Genomic DNA, 16,248 nt, shown 5'->3' with positions numbered 1-16,248 from the left:
ATCCTGCCTCAAAATTCGAATCTGCAGCCCTAGCGGTATACGACCCCGGGGAAGACACACAACATCTCATAGAGGATGTTCGCGCCCGTCAGCGCGGTGTTGCCTGTCGTGTCATAGGGCGGCGAAACCTCGACCAGATCTGCGCCCACAATGTTCAAACCTTTAAGCGCGCGGATCAGTTGCAGCGCCTGCGGTGTGGTCAGCCCGCCAATCTCCGGTGTGCCGGTGCCAGGCGCATAGGCCGGATCAAGGCTGTCGATATCATAGGTCACGTATGTTGGAACATCGCCGATATCGCGGCGGATTTCCGTGCCAAGTGTGGACAGGCTCCGCCCCCACAGTTCTTCAGCCGGAAATTGCTGGAAACCCCATCCGGCGGCTTCCTTGAAGTCCTCTGCGGAATAGCCCGTGCCGCGCAAGCCGATCTGATAGGTCTTGGCGGGCTGGATCAGCCCTTCCTCATACGCACGTCGGAAAACGGTGCCATGGGCCTCTTTCTCGCCGAACATCTCGTCGTTCACGTCAGCATGGGCGTCCACATGGATAAGGGCGACCGGCCCGTGCCGTTTGGCAATGGCACGCAGGATCGGCAGCGTCATCGAATGGTCACCGCCAATGGCAAGCGGCATGGCATCCGACATCAAGATCGCATCGTAACTTTCTGCAATGATACGTAAACTCTCGCTCAGCGAAAACGTATTGATGGCTAGATCGCCGATGTCTGCAACCTGCAAACTATCAAACGGCGCAGCACCTGTCGCCAGGTTGTAAGGCCGCAGCATCGCACTTTCGGCGCGCACCTGCTTTGGCCCGAACCGCGTGCCGGACCGCCAAGATGTGCCGATATCCAGCGGAATGCCCAGCACCGCCACATCCAGCCCCTTAAGGTCGTTAACCGACGGCAACCGCATAAAGGTATTCGGACCGGAAAACCGGGCCAGATCATTGCCGCTGATCGGCTGGTTCTTGGTGCTCATGTCGTCCTCATCCGGTGACCCAGCAAACATAGGATTTCGGTTGCCACATGCGCCCCCGCAATCGCCGTGGCACCTGTCGGATCGAAAGGCGGCGACACTTCAACCACATCCCCCCCGACGATGTTGATCCCTGCCAAGGCCCGCAACATCGCGGCCCCTTGGGCAGACGTCAGCCCACCCCAAACCGGCGTTCCGGTCCCCGGTGCATAGGCCGGATCAAGCGCATCAATGTCCCACGTGAGGTAGCACGGCCTGTCCCCCAACACTTCCTTGATCCGCGACACCGCGGCCTCCGGCCCTCTGCGGTGGACCTCTGCTGCGTCAATTGTCGTCACACCCAAAGTGTCCGGATTGGTTGTCCTGATGCCCACTTGCACAGATGTCAGTGGATCTACGATGCCGGACTTCACGGCTTTGTAGAACATCGTGCCGTGGTCAATGCGGTCCATGTCGTCATCCGGCCATGTATCTGAATGAGCATCGAACTGTAACAGGCTGATAGGACCATACTTTTCCGCGTAGGCCTTTAGGATCGGAAAACTGATATAGTGATCTCCGCCCAGCGTGACCGAAGCCGCACCCGCATCCAGAATTCCTTTGATATGCGCCGTCAACGCAGCAGGGAATTTCGATGTATGCCCGTAGTCGAACGCCAGATCCCCATAGTCCGCGATGGCAAATTCGCTCAGCACATCAAAATCCCAGCCGTATGGTGGATCGTAGGGCTGCAATGTGCTGGCCTCACGGATGGCGCGTGGCCCCAGACGTGTGCCTGTGCGGTTCGTCACGGCCTGATCAAACGGCACACCCGTCACGGCGATATCCACGCCAGTCAGGTCCTTCGTGTACTTGCGCCGCAGGAATGATGTGGCCCCGCCAAAGGCATTCTCGAAACTTGGTCCCTTCAGGTCATCCCGCGTAAAAGCTTGATCGACCTGGCTTGCTGCATCTTGCAACCCCATTTATTTGGCCGCCGGCTGAAGCTGCTCAACAAGCTGAGCAAAGAAGGACGCGCCGACCGGTGCGACCTCGTCATTGAAGTTGTATTTGGGGTGATGCAGTCCCGCACCCTCGCCCGCACCAAGGAAAAGATACGCCCCCGGCCGCTCTTCCAGCATATATGCGAAATCCTCTGATCCCGCGACTTTGGGAAAAGCATCATCAACCTTAGCATCGCCCACAACCTTGCGGGCAACGTCAGCGGCTTTGGCAGTCTCTGCTGGCGCGTTTACTGTCGCAGGGTAGCCGACTTCGTAATCAAGCGATGCCTCCACGCCGTAGCTGGCCGCCTGTCCCGCAACGATCTCTTCCATCCGGCGACGGATCAAGGCCTGCACGTCCTTGTCAAACGTGCGGATGGTGCCGTTGATCATTGCAGTGTCAGGCACGATGTTACTAGCTGAGCCTGTGTGAATTTGTGTGACTGAGATAACTTTTTCACTGGCAGATGGCGTGTTGCGGCTCACAATGGTCTGGATGGCTTGCACCATACCACAAGCGGCAACCACAGGATCGGCGGTTTCATGTGGCATCGCCCCATGTCCGCCGCGCCCGTTGATAGTGATGGTGAACATATCCACCGCTGCCATGATTGGCCCCGGTGTGGTGTAGAACGCTCCGAATTCGGCACCGGGATAGTTATGGATCCCGTAGACTTCGGCAATGTCGAAGCGATCCATCATGCCTTCGTTACACATCACCTGCGCGCCGCCGCCGTCTTCCTCAGCGGGTTGAAAGATCAATGCAACGCGACCAGAGAAATTGCGCGTCTCCACCATGTATTTTGCAGCCCCCAGCAGCATTGCGGTATGCCCGTCATGGCCACAGGCATGCATTTTGCCGGGATGCGTAGAGACATAATCAACACCAGTCTCTTCTTCGATCGGCAGCGCATCAAAATCCGCGCGCAGCCCGACCGTCTGCCCGTCTCCTGTCCCGTTGATAATCGCGACAATACCCGTCTGCGCGATGCCCTCATGAATCTCGTCCACGCCGATTTCCTCTAGGCGTTCCTTGATGAATGCCGCCGTTTTGGGACAGTCAAAGCTGAGTTCGGGGATCGTGTGAAGATGCCGCCGCCACGCGGTCATGTCTTCTGCGAAATCGGCGATCCGGTTGATCACGGCCATGGGTGGACTCCTTTGAATGGTTGACCTTATCTGACACCACAGCGGGAGAACGTACAATGGCCGACGACCTGATAAATGACGAAAACGCAGGCATCGAACGACTGCTTGAAATCATGCGCCGCCTGCGCGATCCGCAGACGGGCTGTCCGTGGGATATAGAGCAGGATTTCGCCTCCATTGCTCCCTATACGATTGAAGAGGCCTATGAGGTCGCTGATGCCATTGCCCGCAGCGATTGGACCGAGCTGGAGGGCGAGCTGGGCGATCTATTGCTGCAATCGGTCTATCACGCCCAGATGGGTGCAGAGGCCGGACATTTCACCTTTCAGTCCGTGGTGCGCAATATCTCAAACAAGATGGTCGCTCGCCACCCGCATGTCTTTGGCGATGAAAGCCGTGAGAAATCCGCAGAACAGCAGACCGCCGACTGGGAGGCGATCAAAGCGGCAGAGCGCGCGGGCAAAGCGCAAGGCGGCGCCTTGGATGGCGTCGCCGTTGGACTGCCGGCCCTGTTACGCGCCCACAAGCTGCAAAAACGCGCCGCCCGCGTCGGCTTTGACTGGCCCGACACCAGCGATGTGATCGCCAAGATCACCGAAGAAGCCGCCGAGCTTGTCGAAGCGCGCGATACCCTGTCCCAGACAGAGGTCGAAGAAGAATTCGGCGATCTTTTGTTTGTCATGGCCAATCTGGGCCGTCATCTCGGGGTTGAACCCGAAGCCGCCCTGCGCCGCACCAACACCAAATTCATACGGCGGTTTGAAGGGGTCGAAGAACGCCTTGCCGCACTGGGTAAAACGGCCGCTGACAGCGATCTGGCAGAAATGGATGCCCTGTGGGACGCAGTCAAAGAAGCGGAAAAGGCGAAACCCGCCAACGGATGACGCGGCTCTTTTGTTCGGCTCTGAATTCCCCTATCTAATTGCGAAAAGGACATCTCATGGCACCGCGCAAAACCATTATCGACACAGATCCCGGTCAGGATGATGCGGTCGCAATCCTTCTGGCATTGGCCAGCCCCGAAGATATCGACGTTCTTGGCATCACCTGTGTCGCGGGCAATGTGCCATTGGACCTTACCAGTAAAAATGCCCGTATTGTCTGTGAGTTAGCGGGCAGAACGGATGTGCCTGTATATGCCGGTTGCGACCGGCCACTGGGCCGCGATCTGGTCACGGCCGAGCATGTTCATGGCAAAACCGGTCTGGATGGACCCGACCTGCCGGACCCGACCATGCCACTGACTGATGGACATGCGGTTGATTTTATTATCGAAACACTACGCGCACATGACGCAGGCACGATCACTCTCTGCCCGCTTGGTCCTTTGACAAACATCGCCACAGCGTTTGAAAAAGCCCCCGATATCGCCGCCCGTGTGGCCGAGATTGTGCTTATGGGTGGTGGATATTTCGAGGGTGGAAACATTACACCCACGGCAGAATTCAACATTTACGTCGATCCGCAAGCCGCTGATATCGTATTCAAATCAGGTGTACCCATCGTCGTCATGCCGTTGGACGTAACGCACAAGGCACTTGTGACAAAGCCGCGCAACGATGCGTTCCGCGCGCTCGACACGCCAGTTGGCATCGCCGTGGCGCAAATGACCGATTTTTTCGAACGTTTCGACAAGGAAAAATACGGATCCGCCGGTGCCCCTTTGCATGACCCTTGTGTCACCGCCTATCTGATAAATCCCGATCTTTTCACCGGTCGCCACATCAACGTAGAAATCGAGACCACGTCAGAGCTGACCATGGGCATGACCGTCGCTGACTGGTGGCGGGTAACAGACCGTGCGCCAAATGCGCTCTTTATCGGCGACCTCGACGCCGACGGCTTTTTCGCACTGCTGACCGAACGGTTGGCCCGACTATGAGCGCCGCCCTTACGCTAGCGAAGCCCGAGCATCTGAATTCCATCGCAGCCCTGTGCGCGGCTTTTCATGCCGAAGAAGGGATCACCCAGACCGACGAAACGCGACGCGCGGCACTCGAACCTTTGCTGGGTGGCTCGCCTTACGGTGTTGTCTATCTGATCGGCCCTGCGCGTGCGCCTATCGGGTACATTGTGATCTGCTTTGGCTGGTCCGTCGAATTCGGCGGATTGGATGCCATCGTGGACGAGCTTTACATCAGGCCCGGTGTGCGTGGGCGCGGGATTGCAACCGAGGCATTGATCGCTTTGCCTCGCGCACTTTCTGAGGGCGGTCTACGTGCCATCCATCTGGAAGTAGATCGCGATAACGCTGCCGCGCTAAAGCTTTACCGCCGCGCCGGTTTCGCGCCACGCGAAAAATATATGTTCATGTCACGGGTGCTTTGAGCAGATGCATATTCCTTTCGACAATAGCTATGCCGCTTTGCCCGATGCGTTCTATACACGAATTGAACCCACTTCAGTGTCACAGCCCAAGCTGTTGGCTTTCAACGATGATCTCTCCAAACTACTAGGTATCGAAACTGGTGATTTGACCGAAGCTGCTGCTGTTTTTGGCGGTAACAAAGTACCCCAAGGCGCAGCACCGCTCGCACAACTTTATGCGGGGCACCAGTTTGGCAACTTTAACCCACAGCTTGGCGACGGCCGTGCTATTCTGTTGGGTGAAGTGATCGGCACCGACGGCATCCGCCGCGATATTCAACTGAAAGGCTCCGGTCCCACCCCCTATTCACGGATGGGCGACGGACGTGCGTGGCTTGGTCCGGTGCTGCGGGAATACGTCGTGTCCGAGGCGATGCATACGCTTGGCATTCCAACCACCCGAGCGCTGGCGGCGGTCAGCACGGGAGAAGACATCTGGCGCGAACAAGGAGCCTTGCCCGGGGCAATTCTGACCCGCGTCGCCAAAAGCCATCTACGTGTCGGCACCTTTCAGGTTTTTGCCCACCGCGGCGAAGTTGACCATCTCAAGACCCTCACTGATTATGCCATTCAACGGCACTATCCAGATGCTAGCGGCCCGATGGACTTGCTGCGCGCGGTTTGTGCAGCGCAGGCCGATCTGGTGACGCGCTGGATGTCTGTCGGCTTTATCCATGGCGTTATGAACACCGATAATTGCGCCATCTCCGGAGAGACCATCGACTATGGTCCCTGCGCTTTCATGGATGCCTTCGCCCAGAACCGTGTCTTCAGTTCCATCGATGCGCAGGGCCGTTATGCTTTTGGTGAACAGCCCGGTATTGCCGTCTGGAACATGGCGCAACTTGCCACCAGCCTTATCCAGCAGATGGACGACAAAGAAGCCGCCGTCGAGGAGGCCACGGAAATTGTGCACGCCATGCCCCATTTGCTGGAGCAAGGCTGGCTCAAACGCTTTGCCGCGAAGATTGGTATCGACGCACCCAAGGACGGCGACACCGGCCTGATCGAAGAGGTACTGGGTTTGATGCAGACAGACGGCGCAGATTTTGCAAATACGTTCTACGCGCTTTGCAAAGGAGACGCGAAAGATCAGTTTGCAAATCGTGAAGCATATGAAGTTTGGGAAGAAAAATGGAAAGTGAGGTTGAACAGCGCACCAAACGCGCAAGCTGTTATGCAAAGCGCAAACCCTGCAATCATCCCCCGCAACCACCGCATCGAGCAGATGATCGACGCCGCTGTCGCAGGTGACATGGCCCCCTTCGAACGCCTGATGAAAGCGCTTGCCACCCCCTATGACCTGACGGACCCCAACTTGGCACGCCCCCCATCCCAGCAAGAAATCGTGCCTGCTACATTCTGCGGAACCTGACCTGTCAAATCTGCTGCAGACTGAACGCTAACCTGCATTGCGCGGCTTGCGGTTGATCAGGTAAATCCCCGTCGCCACCAGCACGAGCGCCCCCCAGACCGATGGGGCCACGTCCTCGGACAGCAGCAGCCATCCCATGATGACTGAGGCCACAGGCGATAGAAAGCTGAACGACGCGACCGATGATGCCGGATAGATCGACATAAGCCAGAACCAAACCAGAAATCCGAGACTGGCCACTGCCACGATCTGAAACAGCAAACCTGCGACATGGATCGCAGCAACATCACGCATCATTGGTCCCAGAAAAACGGACAGCCCCAACAATATCGGCGCTGAAATGACAACCTGAAACAGAAGTTGCTGCGCAGGCGGCACCGCTGACAAGGGCGTCAGACGCACGCAAAGCACAATACCCGCCCAGCAGAATGCCGATGCCAGCGCCATCAGATCACCAGCCCAACTGACCTGTCCGCCACCGCGATCAGCCAACGCGATCACCACCCCTCCCATCGCCAACAGCAATCCGACAGACTTGGCAATCGTCAAACGTTCACCCGGAAACAGGAAGTGCGCCATCAGCGACAACCATACCGGCATTGTATAAAAGATGACCGATGACCGGCTCACCGTAGAAATATCCAGCGCCGAGTAGAGGAACAAGAATTCGAAGGTAAACAGGAGGCCCGAAACGATGCCGCCGACCAAAGCATTGCGCGGAATGCCAAAGCTGATACCGCGCAAGCGCATCCAGATCAGCAGGACAACGACCGCCCCGACAGAGCGTAACCCCGCCTGAAAGACCGGTGCAAAGCCGCCCGACGTCACCTTGATCACCACCTGATTAAAGGCGAGATGCAAGGCAAAGGCGATCAACGCAGCAGCGCCAAAAGCGTCCATATGATCTTTGCGTTCCACGTCGATCAGGAACGCGAAACCTCATGGACGTGTCAATGACCAAAGACGCAAGCTGCGGTAAGGTCCGTTATTTTCCCCTCGTGGCCGGCAGAAAACATGTCACAGTGTCCTCAACGACTCGAAACAGGGGGAATTCCGCATGAGTTTGATGAAAACACTGGCCAAAGTGGCTGTAGGCGTGGCCGTTGCTAAAGGGGCAAGCGCCATGATGAAGAATTCCGGCGGCGGCGCAAGCAGCGGCGGCGGTCTGGGTGGATTACTGGGTGGTCTGGCTGGTGCCTCAGGTGGCGCACGCACGGCGGGTGGCGCACAAGGTGGCGGTTTGCAGGATATGCTTGGCGGCCTTTTGGGCGGTGCCGGTGGCAGCGCTGGCGGTGCGCCGGGCGGTCTGGGCGGTATGTTGGAGCAACTGGGCGGTGGTTCAGGTGGCAGCACGGGCGGCGGTCTGGGTGGACTTCTCGGCGGATTGGCCGGTGCAGCAGGCGGCGGTGGTCTTTTGGGTGGCCTGACCGGTGCGATGAACAATCGCCCCCAGACCAACGACCAGAGCTTTGGTGCCGTGCTGAATTCACAGTTCGACGCAACACCGGAGCCTGAGATCGAGCCTTCTCAGGAACAGGAAGCTGCCGCAGGACTTATGCTGGCTGCGATGATCCAGGCGGCAAAGTCTGACGGAACCTTTGATGATGCAGAAAAGAAAAAGCTGCTTGATCAACTTGGTGACGTGAATCAGGAAGAAGCGGCTTTTGTACAGGCGCAGCTGCAGGCCCCTGTAGATGTCGACGCCTTGGTGCGCGAAACGCCAGCAGGCATGGGTCCGCAGATTTACGCCATGTCCGTCTTGGGTATCGACCTTGATACCCAGAAAGAGGCGCAGTACCTGCACCAGCTTGCGCAAGGCTATGGCATGAAAGCAGCGGAAGTGAATGAAATTCACGCACAGATGGGCGTGCCGTCGCTCTACACCTAAGCCTCTGACCAGACAAAAGAAAACGTCCCGGATATGCTCCGGGGCGTTTTGCGTTTTACCTGTTTAGGGGGCTCAAGCGGCTTGCTGTCCGCCTGATTTGCCACCGCCGCCACCGCGCCGGCGTCTGCGCCCGCCGCCGGGCTTGCCTGCGGCCTGACCGCCACCGCCGCCACCGGACGGACGTCCGCCACCACCGCCACCGGGTCTGCCACCGCGACCACGGCCACGCTGCTGCTTTGGCTTCTCTTCGATCTCGTCCCCTTCCCATGCACGGCCGGAGGCCACGGGAATACGGATTTTCATTACCTTCTGGATCGCGATAAATTCGCCCATCTCGTCCGGCGCGCAGAATGCCACGGCAGCACCGTCTTTACCGGCACGTGCAGTCCGACCGATCCGGTGGACATAGTTGTCCGGCACATTTGGCAGATCATAGTTATAGACGTGTTTTACATCAGGGATATCCAACCCCCGCGCCGCCACATCAGTGGCCACCAGCACGGTGATCTCGCCCGATTTGAAGCCTGCGATAGCGCGATCCCGCTGGCCCTGGCTTTTGTTGCCATGGATGGAGGCGGCATCAAATCCCGCCTTTACCAGCGTCTTCATCAGCTTTTCGGAGCCATGCTTGGTGCGGCCAAAGACCAGCGCCCGCTCGCCTTTGTGCTTGGTCATCAGCTCGATCAACAGGGATGTTTTCTCTGCCTTGGCGATAAAGTGCACTTCTTGCGTCACCTTGTCCGCAGCCTTGCCCGGAGGCGAGACTTCGATGCGGATCGGGCTGTTGAGATAGCTGTTGGCGATCTCGTTCATCAGCTTGGGCATTGTGGCGGAGAATAGCATCGTCTGTCGCTTCTTGGGGATCATCGCCGAAATTTTCCGCAGGTCATGGATAAAGCCCATGTCGAGCATCTGGTCCGCTTCGTCGAGCACAAGGAAAGTGGTCGCATCAAGCCGCACAGCCTTACGGTCCAACAGATCAAGCAAACGGCCAGGTGTCGCCACCAGCATATCGACGCCCTTGGACAGCCGGTTGATCTGCGGATTAATAGACTGGCCACCCACAACCATCTGCGCCTTCAACGGCGTGCCTTCGCAGAAACCTTTGAGGTTTTGCATAATCTGTTGTGCCAACTCACGGGTCGGCGCCAAGACCAGTGCACGTACGTGTTTTGGTGCGGGCCGCTGCGGGTCTTCCAGCATCTGTGCCACCAGCGGCACGCCAAAGGCCGCCGTTTTACCGGTACCTGTTTGGGCCAGACCCATCACATCACGGCCGTTCAGGGCGTGGGGAATGGCTTGTTTCTGGATCGGTGTCGGGTCTTTCAGACCCATTTCATGCAGCCGTGCCACCAGTTTGGCGGGCAGGCCCATCATATCGAAATCGCTCATATATCTTCTTTCCGCGCGCGGATATTCCACACGCCATCGCATATCGGGGGTGCCAGGCGACATCCCATAGGGTCACGCCAAAACGGATCGCAGAAAGAGGCCAAATGCCACCGATCTGTCCGCAGGCGTTGCGCCCCACGCGTGATTTTGGGAACATCAGCGGGCCTGTCGAAGCCGGACCGCATTTCGGGTCGGGCACTGCTCACGCGGCAGAAGGCATCGCTGATAGTGCAAATGGGGTATCACACCGCATAAGTCAACCGCTGTGCAAAAAGGCAGGTAGCACCGCGCTCAAAAGGACGCTACATCAGACGCCACGCCACGCTTGAGTACCGTTATGCCGAAAACCATCATCACCCGCTGCGAAGACATGGGACTGCGCATGACAGGTCAGCGCCGCATCATTGCGCAAGTCATTGAGGACAGCGAAGACCACCCCGATGTCGAAGAGTTATATACTCGCGCTTCGGGCCGTGATGCTGCGATTTCGATCGCGACGGTCTACCGCACCGTGAAACTGTTTGAAGAAGCCGGTATTCTCGACAAGCTGGAATTCGGCGACGGACGTGCACGATATGAAGATGCAGAGCGCGATCACCATGACCATCTGATTGATCTCAATTCCGGTGCCGTGATCGAATTTGTAGATCCCGAGATCGAAGCACTACAGGAAAAGATCGCGGCAAAACTGGGTTATGAACTGCGCGGACACCGGCTAGAACTCTACGGTGTGCCGTCCAAGAAACCGGGCGAATAGCACCGCGCCTCCCTGCCCTTGCACCTGCCCCGCAAACCCGTCATCTGAGGGGCAAACAGGCAAGGACACTCCCCCATGGACAATATTCGCGGCGCTGTGCTGATGGTGCTGGCCATGCTTGGCTTTGCCATAGAGGATTCGTTTATCAAGTTGCTGTCCGACACGGTGAGCGTTGGCCAGATCCTTGTTATGTTGGGTATCGGCGGATCACTTGCCTTTGGCGCGGTTGTGCTGATGCAAGGCAGAGCCCTCTTCTCGCGCGATATGCTTTCGTTACCGATTGGCTTGCGGGCACTGGGCGAAATGGTCGGCACAGTGGCCTTTGTTTCCGCCATCTCGCTCACTCCGATTTCGAGCGCCTCTGCGATTTTGCAGGCCACACCGCTGGTCGTGACATTGGGCGCTGCCCTGTTTCTTGCCGAACCCGTTGGCTGGCGGCGATGGAGCGCCATCTGCGTGGGTCTTTTTGGTGTCCTGCTTATTATCCGTCCGGGCATGGACAGTTTCCAGCCGCTCTCCCTTCTGGCTGTGATCGGCGTCTTCATGCTGGCTCTGCGTGATCTGGCAACGCGGCGCACGCCCGCGACCTTTTCCACAATGCAGCTCAGCTTTCTGGGGTTTGTCGTGCTGATCCCCGCCGGGTCCGCATTGATGGCAGCCTCTGGCAGCCTGGTCGTGCTGCCCGGTGGCGTGCAATGGCTGTTCTTTCTGGGCGCGCTGTTTATCGGGCTTTTCGCCTACTACGGGATCGTCGCAGCCATGCGCGTGGGCGAGGTGAGCTTTGTGACCCCTTTCCGGTACTCGCGTCTGGTTTTTGCACTGGTGATCGGTGTCACGATCTTTGACGAATCTCCCGACGCGCTGACACTGATTGGTGCATTCATCATCGTAGCCTCCGGCATCTATACCGTCTGGCGCGAACGCAGGCTTGCAGTTCCCGCCTAAAGCCTTTCCCACCGCCCGTGCACAGGTTAAGACAGGGCGACCAGAACCATAAGGACAGCGCCATGAGCACCATCATCGACATCCACGCCCGCGAAATCCTCGACAGCCGCGGCAATCCGACTGTCGAAGTCGACGTGATCCTCGAAGACGGCACAATGGGACGCGCTGCGGTGCCATCCGGTGCGTCTACAGGTGCCTATGAAGCGGTAGAGCGGCGCGATGGCGACAAGGCCCGCTACAAAGGTAAAGGCGTGCTCGAGGCCTGTGCCGCAGTCAACGGCGAAATTGCCGAAGCGCTTGTCGGCATCGACGCAACCGAACAGGTCGAGATCGACGCGATCATGATCGAGCTGGACGGCACCGATAACAAGGCACGTTTGGGCGCAAATGCGATCCTTGGTGTCTCCCTCGCGTCTGCTAAGGCGGCGGCCGACTACTGCACACAACCGCTGTTTCGCTATGTTGGAGGCACCTCTGCCCGCGTCCTGCCCGTCCCGATGATGAACATCATCAATGGCGGCGAACACGCGGACAATCCGATCGACATTCAGGAATTCATGATTATGCCAGTGGCAGCGGACAACATCCGCGACGCCGTGCGTATGGGTGCCGAAGTATTTCACACCCTGAAAGGCGAGCTGTCAGCGGCAGGCCTGTCGACAGGTATCGGCGATGAAGGCGGGTTCGCACCAAACATCAGCTCTACCCGAGATGCACTTGATTTCATTCTGAAATCCATCGAAAAAGCCGGATACAAGCCGGGCGATGATATGTATCTCGCGCTCGATTGTGCGGCGACTGAATACTACAAAGACGGAAAATACGAATTTTCCGGCGAAAACAAGAGTCTGACCAGCACAGAGAATGTGGATTACCTTGCGGCACTGGTAGCGGATTACCCCATTATCTCTATCGAAGACGGCATGTCCGAAGATGACTGGGACGGCTGGAAAGCACTGACCGACAAGTTGGGCGATAAAGTACAACTGGTGGGCGACGATCTGTTTGTAACCAACCCCGCGCGTCTGGCCGAAGGCATCAAGCGCGGCTCTGCCAACTCGATGCTGGTGAAGGTCAACCAGATTGGCACATTGACAGAAACCCTCAAGGCCGTGGACATGGCGCACCGCGCCGGTTTCACCAACGTGATGTCACACCGTTCGGGCGAAACAGAAGATGCGACGATTGCGGACCTTGCCGTGGCAACAAACTGCGGCCAGATCAAAACCGGCTCGCTTGCGCGCTCTGACAGGCTGGCAAAGTACAACCAGCTGATCCGCATCGAGGAAATGCTGGGCGAGACGGCGGAATATGCCGGACGCAGCATCCTGAAATAAGCAAGGAACGGGGCGGCCTTGCGCTGCCCCTCTCCCGCAGATGTCACAGATCACCCTCACCGAAGTAAGAAAACCGGCCGATTTGGACGCAGTGCGGCAGCTTTGCTGGGCTTACCGCGACTTTCTGCTTACGAATACAGAGATCGACCGCGAGATCACCGAGACCTTCTATCCGGTCCCGAAATATAGCGCCTTAATGGACGACCTGCCGCGCCTGCATGCGAGGCCGCAAGGCACCATCTTGCTGGCCCGCGATGCGGATGGCACCCCGCTGGGTTGCGGCATGACCCATGCGCTTGATGCGCAAATTTCTGAAATCAAACGTGTCTTCGTTGCCGACGCAGCGCGGGGCAGAGGCGTTGCCGCCCAGCTTTGTGAGGCTTTGATCGCCCAAGCCAAATCGGATGGTTTCACCCGCATCGTGCTGGACACCTCAAAAAGCCTGCATGCTGCGCAACGCCTTTACACTCGATTGGGGTTCGCCGCCTGCGGCCCCTATCAGCCCATCCCGCCAGAGGTGCTGCCCGAGCTTCTATTCTACGAGCGACCGCTGTGACCGCCGACCAGATCATCGCGCATCTTAACCTCGCGCCGCACCCCGAAGGCGGCTATTACCGTCAGACGTGGATTGCCCAGAACAAGGGCCGCCCGACCGGCACCTGCATCTATTTTCTGCTCAAAGAAGGTGAGGCAAGCCATTGGCACCGCGTCGATGCAACCGAGATCTGGCTGTATCATACAGGAGCACCATTGATCCTGTCGCTGAGCGAAACGGATGAGGGTCCGGCGGAGGAGCATATACTGACCTCCGACCTCAAGAACGGCCAGCCGCAGATTATCGTACCGGAAAACCACTGGCAGTCAGCGCGCACGACAGGCGATTTCACGCTGGTCAGCTGCACCGTCAGCCCCGGGTTCAGTTTCGACGGGTTCACGCTCGCCCCGAAAGGCTTTGACATTCCGCGGCGAACCGGAGCCCGATAGCAATGGACCACATCCAGTTCATAAAATCGCTTGATCCGGTTGATAAACAAGCGCTGCACGCCCGCTCGAACCGCAAAGGGCTGATCCATCTGGCCGGTCATTTCGGCGTGCTTGCCCTGATGGCAATTTATATCGCGGGGCAAGGTCCCCTTTGGCCACTGCTGATGGTGCCCTACGGCATTGCAATAGTGTTTCTTTTTACGCTCAGTCATGAATGCACTCACGCCACCCCTTTTGCGCACCCTAAAATCAGTGACATCGTTGGACATCTGGTCGCGCTGCCGCTGCTGTTGCCGTTCACGTGGTTTCGCTATTTTCATCTGGCGCATCACAAACACACCAACGATCCGGACCGCGACCCCGAACTTGCCGGAGGGGGCCGCCCCACGACACGCCGTGATCTTGCGCTGTACCTCAGCGGCTGGGGCTATTGGTCGGGCAATGCCCTCACGATCTGGCGCAATGCGTGGTACAAGATCGACGCGCCTTATCTGCCACCGCGAAAACATGGGGCGATCCGGCGCGAGGCGCGTGTTCTGTTGGCGCTCTACACACTGATCGCACTGTCGCTTTTGTTTAGCCCACTAGCCCTGTGGCTCTGGCTGGTGCCTGCGCTGATCGGTCAGCCGTTTCTGCGGGTGTACCTTCTGGCCGAACATGGGCTGTGCCCACCCGTAGCGGATATGCTTGAGAACACGCGCACCACCTTCACAAACCGCGTGATCCGCGCTGTGGCGTGGAACATGCCCTACCACGCCGAACACCACGCCATGCCCATGGTGCCGTTCCACGCCTTGCCCGCCTTGCATACGAAAGTGCGCAGTCACCTCAAATCCACCTCCGAAAGCTACACGGCCTTCAGCCGCGACTACGTCCGGTCACTGGAAGAACAAACTGAAGCGAAGCACGGTTGATCAGGACGGCATGCTCACCGTGCCACCGCCTACGGCGGCCCGCACACCTGTGGTGCCAGGGCAGGATGTCGGCAACCTACGCGCCACACGCACAGCAAGATAAGCAAACGCCTGCGCTTCGAGCATGTCACCGTCCAACCCGATGTCTTCGACAGGTGCCACCGCGCACTCAAGGCTGACGGATAACATCTGCATCAAAACCGGATTGTGACGCCCCCCGCCTGTCACCAGTACGCGCGATGGCATGCGCGGGCAGTGCTGCATCGCCTCGGCCACGCCAGCGGCACACATCGCCGTCAGGGTCGCAGCAGCATCCGCATCCGAAAGCTCGTTCACAAGGGCGACCATCTCGGCAAAATCGTTGCGGTCCAAAGATTTGGGCGGGATGCGGGCGAAATAGGGCTCGGCCAGAAACAGTTCCAATGCGCCCTGCTCCACCACACCCCTAGCAGCAAGCGCGCCCTCTTCGTCAAAAGGCAATCCCAGCCGCGCCTGCATCAGATCATTGATCGGTGCGTTGGCAGGCCCCGTATCAAAGGCCAGTAATGCGCCGTCTTCCTCCGGCCGCTTGATCGCAGGGTCCACCCACGTCAGGTTTCCTACACCGCCAAGATTTAGAAACGCCACAGGTTCGGTAATACCGGCATAACGCGCACACGCATGATGAAAGAACGGGGCAAGCGGCGCGCCTTCGCCGCCCAACTCCACATCTGCGCTGCGGAAATCCCAGACCACCGGACATCCCAAACGCTCGGCCAGCAAGGCACCGTCACCGACTTGCAAGGTCCCTTGTGTCCGTGGTGCATGTGCCAGCGTCTGACCATGAAAGCCGATCAGATCCGGCCGCTCCATCGGATCCAGCAGTGCGACATGGGCGGTCTCCACGACTTCAGCGGCGGCATGGACCTCGGGCCCGCGCCATTTGCCAAATCCTGCAGCGATGACAGACCGCTCTTGGGCTGTGTATGTCCGGTAAGCCGCCTCTCCGAACCGGATAATATCGTGCCCGTCTGTCACCAGAACCGCCGCATCTACTCCGTCCAGAGACGTACCAGACATCGCGCCCAAAGCACGCACGGGACCTTCCTTGCCAATCGCCTTGCTCATTTGCCCTCTGCCTCGTGCTAGCGGGCCTTTCCCTCGGCCCCTCTTTGGGCCTATAGATGCCCCGCAAACGCAAGCT

17 protein-coding genes are annotated in these 16,248 nt (G+C 58.3%); 11 read left to right on the top strand and 6 right to left on the bottom strand.

Going from position 1 to position 16,248, the window contains the following annotated elements:
- Positions 1-29: 29 nt before the first annotated feature.
- The 3 genes from speB (Z946_RS0118425) to Z946_RS0118415 are packed head-to-tail and all read right to left on the bottom strand — an operon-like array spanning position 30 to position 3,106.
- Positions 30-977, bottom strand: coding sequence for an agmatinase (speB, locus tag Z946_RS0118425; RefSeq protein WP_025057193.1), 948 nt, complete (start codon positions 975-977; stop codon positions 30-32).
- Positions 974-1,939: an agmatinase gene (gene speB, locus Z946_RS0118420; RefSeq protein WP_025057192.1), complete on the bottom strand. Its 966-nt coding sequence runs from the start codon at positions 1,937-1,939 to the stop codon at positions 974-976. The genes speB (Z946_RS0118425) and speB (Z946_RS0118420) overlap by 4 nt, the downstream gene beginning before the upstream one ends.
- Entirely contained in the window at positions 1,940-3,106 is a 1,167-nt protein-coding gene (locus Z946_RS0118415; protein ID WP_025057191.1) for a M20 aminoacylase family protein, read from the bottom strand.
- Positions 3,107-3,162: 56 nt separating this feature from the next.
- On the opposite strand from Z946_RS0118415, the gene mazG reads away from it, so the two are divergent.
- Genes mazG through Z946_RS0118395 form a run of 4 tightly spaced genes read left to right on the top strand, consistent with a single transcriptional unit; the run spans position 3,163 to position 6,848 of the window.
- Positions 3,163-3,990 carry a nucleoside triphosphate pyrophosphohydrolase gene (gene mazG / locus Z946_RS0118410; protein WP_025057190.1) on the top strand — a complete coding sequence of 276 codons (828 nt, stop codon included), beginning with the start codon at positions 3,163-3,165 and terminating at the stop codon, positions 3,988-3,990.
- Positions 3,991-4,046: 56 nt separating this feature from the next.
- The gene (locus Z946_RS0118405; protein ID WP_025057189.1) at positions 4,047-4,988 is read left to right on the top strand and encodes a nucleoside hydrolase; all 942 of its coding nucleotides are present in this window, start codon (positions 4,047-4,049) and stop codon (positions 4,986-4,988) included.
- Positions 4,985-5,434: a GNAT family N-acetyltransferase gene (locus Z946_RS0118400; RefSeq protein ID WP_025057188.1), complete on the top strand. Its 450-nt coding sequence runs from the start codon at positions 4,985-4,987 to the stop codon at positions 5,432-5,434. The genes Z946_RS0118405 and Z946_RS0118400 overlap by 4 nt, the downstream gene beginning before the upstream one ends.
- A gap of 4 nt (positions 5,435-5,438) precedes the next feature.
- A complete protein-coding gene (locus tag Z946_RS0118395) occupies positions 5,439-6,848 on the top strand; it encodes a protein adenylyltransferase SelO (RefSeq protein ID WP_025057187.1) in 1,410 nt (469 codons plus the stop codon).
- Positions 6,849-6,875: 27 nt separating this feature from the next.
- Here Z946_RS0118395 and Z946_RS0118390 read toward each other — a convergent pair whose 3' ends face one another.
- A complete protein-coding gene (locus tag Z946_RS0118390) occupies positions 6,876-7,766 on the bottom strand; it encodes a DMT family transporter (protein ID WP_025057186.1) in 891 nt (296 codons plus the stop codon).
- Positions 7,767-7,905: 139 nt separating this feature from the next.
- Between Z946_RS0118390 and Z946_RS0118385 the strand changes: the two genes are divergently transcribed.
- Positions 7,906-8,736: a tellurite resistance TerB family protein gene (locus tag Z946_RS0118385; protein WP_025057185.1), complete on the top strand. Its 831-nt coding sequence runs from the start codon at positions 7,906-7,908 to the stop codon at positions 8,734-8,736.
- A 72-nt stretch (positions 8,737-8,808) separates the two neighbouring features.
- Here Z946_RS0118385 and Z946_RS0118380 read toward each other — a convergent pair whose 3' ends face one another.
- On the bottom strand, positions 8,809-10,128 hold the full coding sequence (locus Z946_RS0118380; RefSeq protein ID WP_025057184.1) for a DEAD/DEAH box helicase: 1,320 nt from the start codon (positions 10,126-10,128) through the stop codon (positions 8,809-8,811).
- A 337-nt stretch (positions 10,129-10,465) separates the two neighbouring features.
- On the opposite strand from Z946_RS0118380, the gene Z946_RS0118375 reads away from it, so the two are divergent.
- The 6 genes from Z946_RS0118375 (at position 10,466) to Z946_RS0118350 (ending at position 15,065) form a co-directional block, all read left to right on the top strand.
- Positions 10,466-10,885 carry a Fur family transcriptional regulator gene (locus Z946_RS0118375; RefSeq protein ID WP_025057183.1) on the top strand — a complete coding sequence of 140 codons (420 nt, stop codon included), beginning with the start codon at positions 10,466-10,468 and terminating at the stop codon, positions 10,883-10,885.
- 75 nt (positions 10,886-10,960) lie between these two features.
- Positions 10,961-11,830: a DMT family transporter gene (locus Z946_RS0118370; RefSeq protein WP_025057182.1), complete on the top strand. Its 870-nt coding sequence runs from the start codon at positions 10,961-10,963 to the stop codon at positions 11,828-11,830.
- A gap of 62 nt (positions 11,831-11,892) precedes the next feature.
- Positions 11,893-13,167, top strand: coding sequence for a phosphopyruvate hydratase (gene eno / locus Z946_RS0118365; RefSeq protein ID WP_025057181.1), 1,275 nt, complete (start codon positions 11,893-11,895; stop codon positions 13,165-13,167).
- 40 nt (positions 13,168-13,207) lie between these two features.
- Entirely contained in the window at positions 13,208-13,723 is a 516-nt protein-coding gene (locus Z946_RS0118360) for a GNAT family N-acetyltransferase (RefSeq protein ID WP_025057180.1), read from the top strand.
- On the top strand, positions 13,720-14,151 hold the full coding sequence (locus Z946_RS0118355) for a cupin domain-containing protein (RefSeq protein ID WP_025057179.1): 432 nt from the start codon (positions 13,720-13,722) through the stop codon (positions 14,149-14,151). The genes Z946_RS0118360 and Z946_RS0118355 overlap by 4 nt, the downstream gene beginning before the upstream one ends.
- Positions 14,152-14,153: 2 nt before the next feature.
- Positions 14,154-15,065 carry a fatty acid desaturase gene (locus tag Z946_RS0118350; RefSeq protein ID WP_025057178.1) on the top strand — a complete coding sequence of 304 codons (912 nt, stop codon included), beginning with the start codon at positions 14,154-14,156 and terminating at the stop codon, positions 15,063-15,065.
- On the opposite strand, the gene Z946_RS0118345 is transcribed toward Z946_RS0118350, so the two are convergent.
- Positions 15,066-16,172, bottom strand: a complete 1,107-nt coding sequence (locus tag Z946_RS0118345; protein WP_025057177.1) for an anhydro-N-acetylmuramic acid kinase — start codon at positions 16,170-16,172, stop codon at positions 15,066-15,068. It abuts the gene before it with no gap.
- Positions 16,173-16,248: the final 76 nt, after the last annotated feature.

The organism is Sulfitobacter noctilucicola (genome assembly GCF_000622385.1).
Taxonomy (GTDB): Bacteria; Pseudomonadota; Alphaproteobacteria; order Rhodobacterales; family Rhodobacteraceae; genus Sulfitobacter; species Sulfitobacter noctilucicola.
The sequence above is the reverse complement of the archived record's forward strand: the minus strand, read 5'-3'. Positions and strand labels throughout refer to the sequence as shown.

What these genes read in the sequence shown, in the direction of transcription:
- speB (WP_025057192.1), bottom strand. Translation starts at nt 1,939, where the DNA reads ATGGGGTTGCAAGATGCAGCAAGCCAGGTCGATCAAGCTTTTACGCGG.
- mazG (WP_025057190.1), top strand. Translation starts at nt 3,163, where the DNA reads ATGGCCGACGACCTGATAAATGACGAAAACGCAGGCATCGAACGACTG.
- Z946_RS0118405 (WP_025057189.1), top strand. Translation starts at nt 4,047, where the DNA reads ATGGCACCGCGCAAAACCATTATCGACACAGATCCCGGTCAGGATGAT.
- Z946_RS0118415 (WP_025057191.1), bottom strand. Translation starts at nt 3,106, where the DNA reads ATGGCCGTGATCAACCGGATCGCCGATTTCGCAGAAGACATGACCGCG.
- speB (WP_025057193.1), bottom strand. Translation starts at nt 977, where the DNA reads ATGAGCACCAAGAACCAGCCGATCAGCGGCAATGATCTGGCCCGGTTT.
- Z946_RS0118375 (WP_025057183.1), top strand. Translation starts at nt 10,466, where the DNA reads ATGCCGAAAACCATCATCACCCGCTGCGAAGACATGGGACTGCGCATG.
- Z946_RS0118380 (WP_025057184.1), bottom strand. Translation starts at nt 10,128, where the DNA reads ATGAGCGATTTCGATATGATGGGCCTGCCCGCCAAACTGGTGGCACGG.
- Z946_RS0118370 (WP_025057182.1), top strand. Translation starts at nt 10,961, where the DNA reads ATGGACAATATTCGCGGCGCTGTGCTGATGGTGCTGGCCATGCTTGGC.
- Z946_RS0118360 (WP_025057180.1), top strand. Translation starts at nt 13,208, where the DNA reads ATGTCACAGATCACCCTCACCGAAGTAAGAAAACCGGCCGATTTGGAC.
- Z946_RS0118345 (WP_025057177.1), bottom strand. Translation starts at nt 16,172, where the DNA reads ATGAGCAAGGCGATTGGCAAGGAAGGTCCCGTGCGTGCTTTGGGCGCG.
- Z946_RS0118400 (WP_025057188.1), top strand. Translation starts at nt 4,985, where the DNA reads ATGAGCGCCGCCCTTACGCTAGCGAAGCCCGAGCATCTGAATTCCATC.
- Z946_RS0118385 (WP_025057185.1), top strand. Translation starts at nt 7,906, where the DNA reads ATGAGTTTGATGAAAACACTGGCCAAAGTGGCTGTAGGCGTGGCCGTT.
- eno (WP_025057181.1), top strand. Translation starts at nt 11,893, where the DNA reads ATGAGCACCATCATCGACATCCACGCCCGCGAAATCCTCGACAGCCGC.
- Z946_RS0118395 (WP_025057187.1), top strand. Translation starts at nt 5,439, where the DNA reads ATGCATATTCCTTTCGACAATAGCTATGCCGCTTTGCCCGATGCGTTC.
- Z946_RS0118350 (WP_025057178.1), top strand. Translation starts at nt 14,154, where the DNA reads ATGGACCACATCCAGTTCATAAAATCGCTTGATCCGGTTGATAAACAA.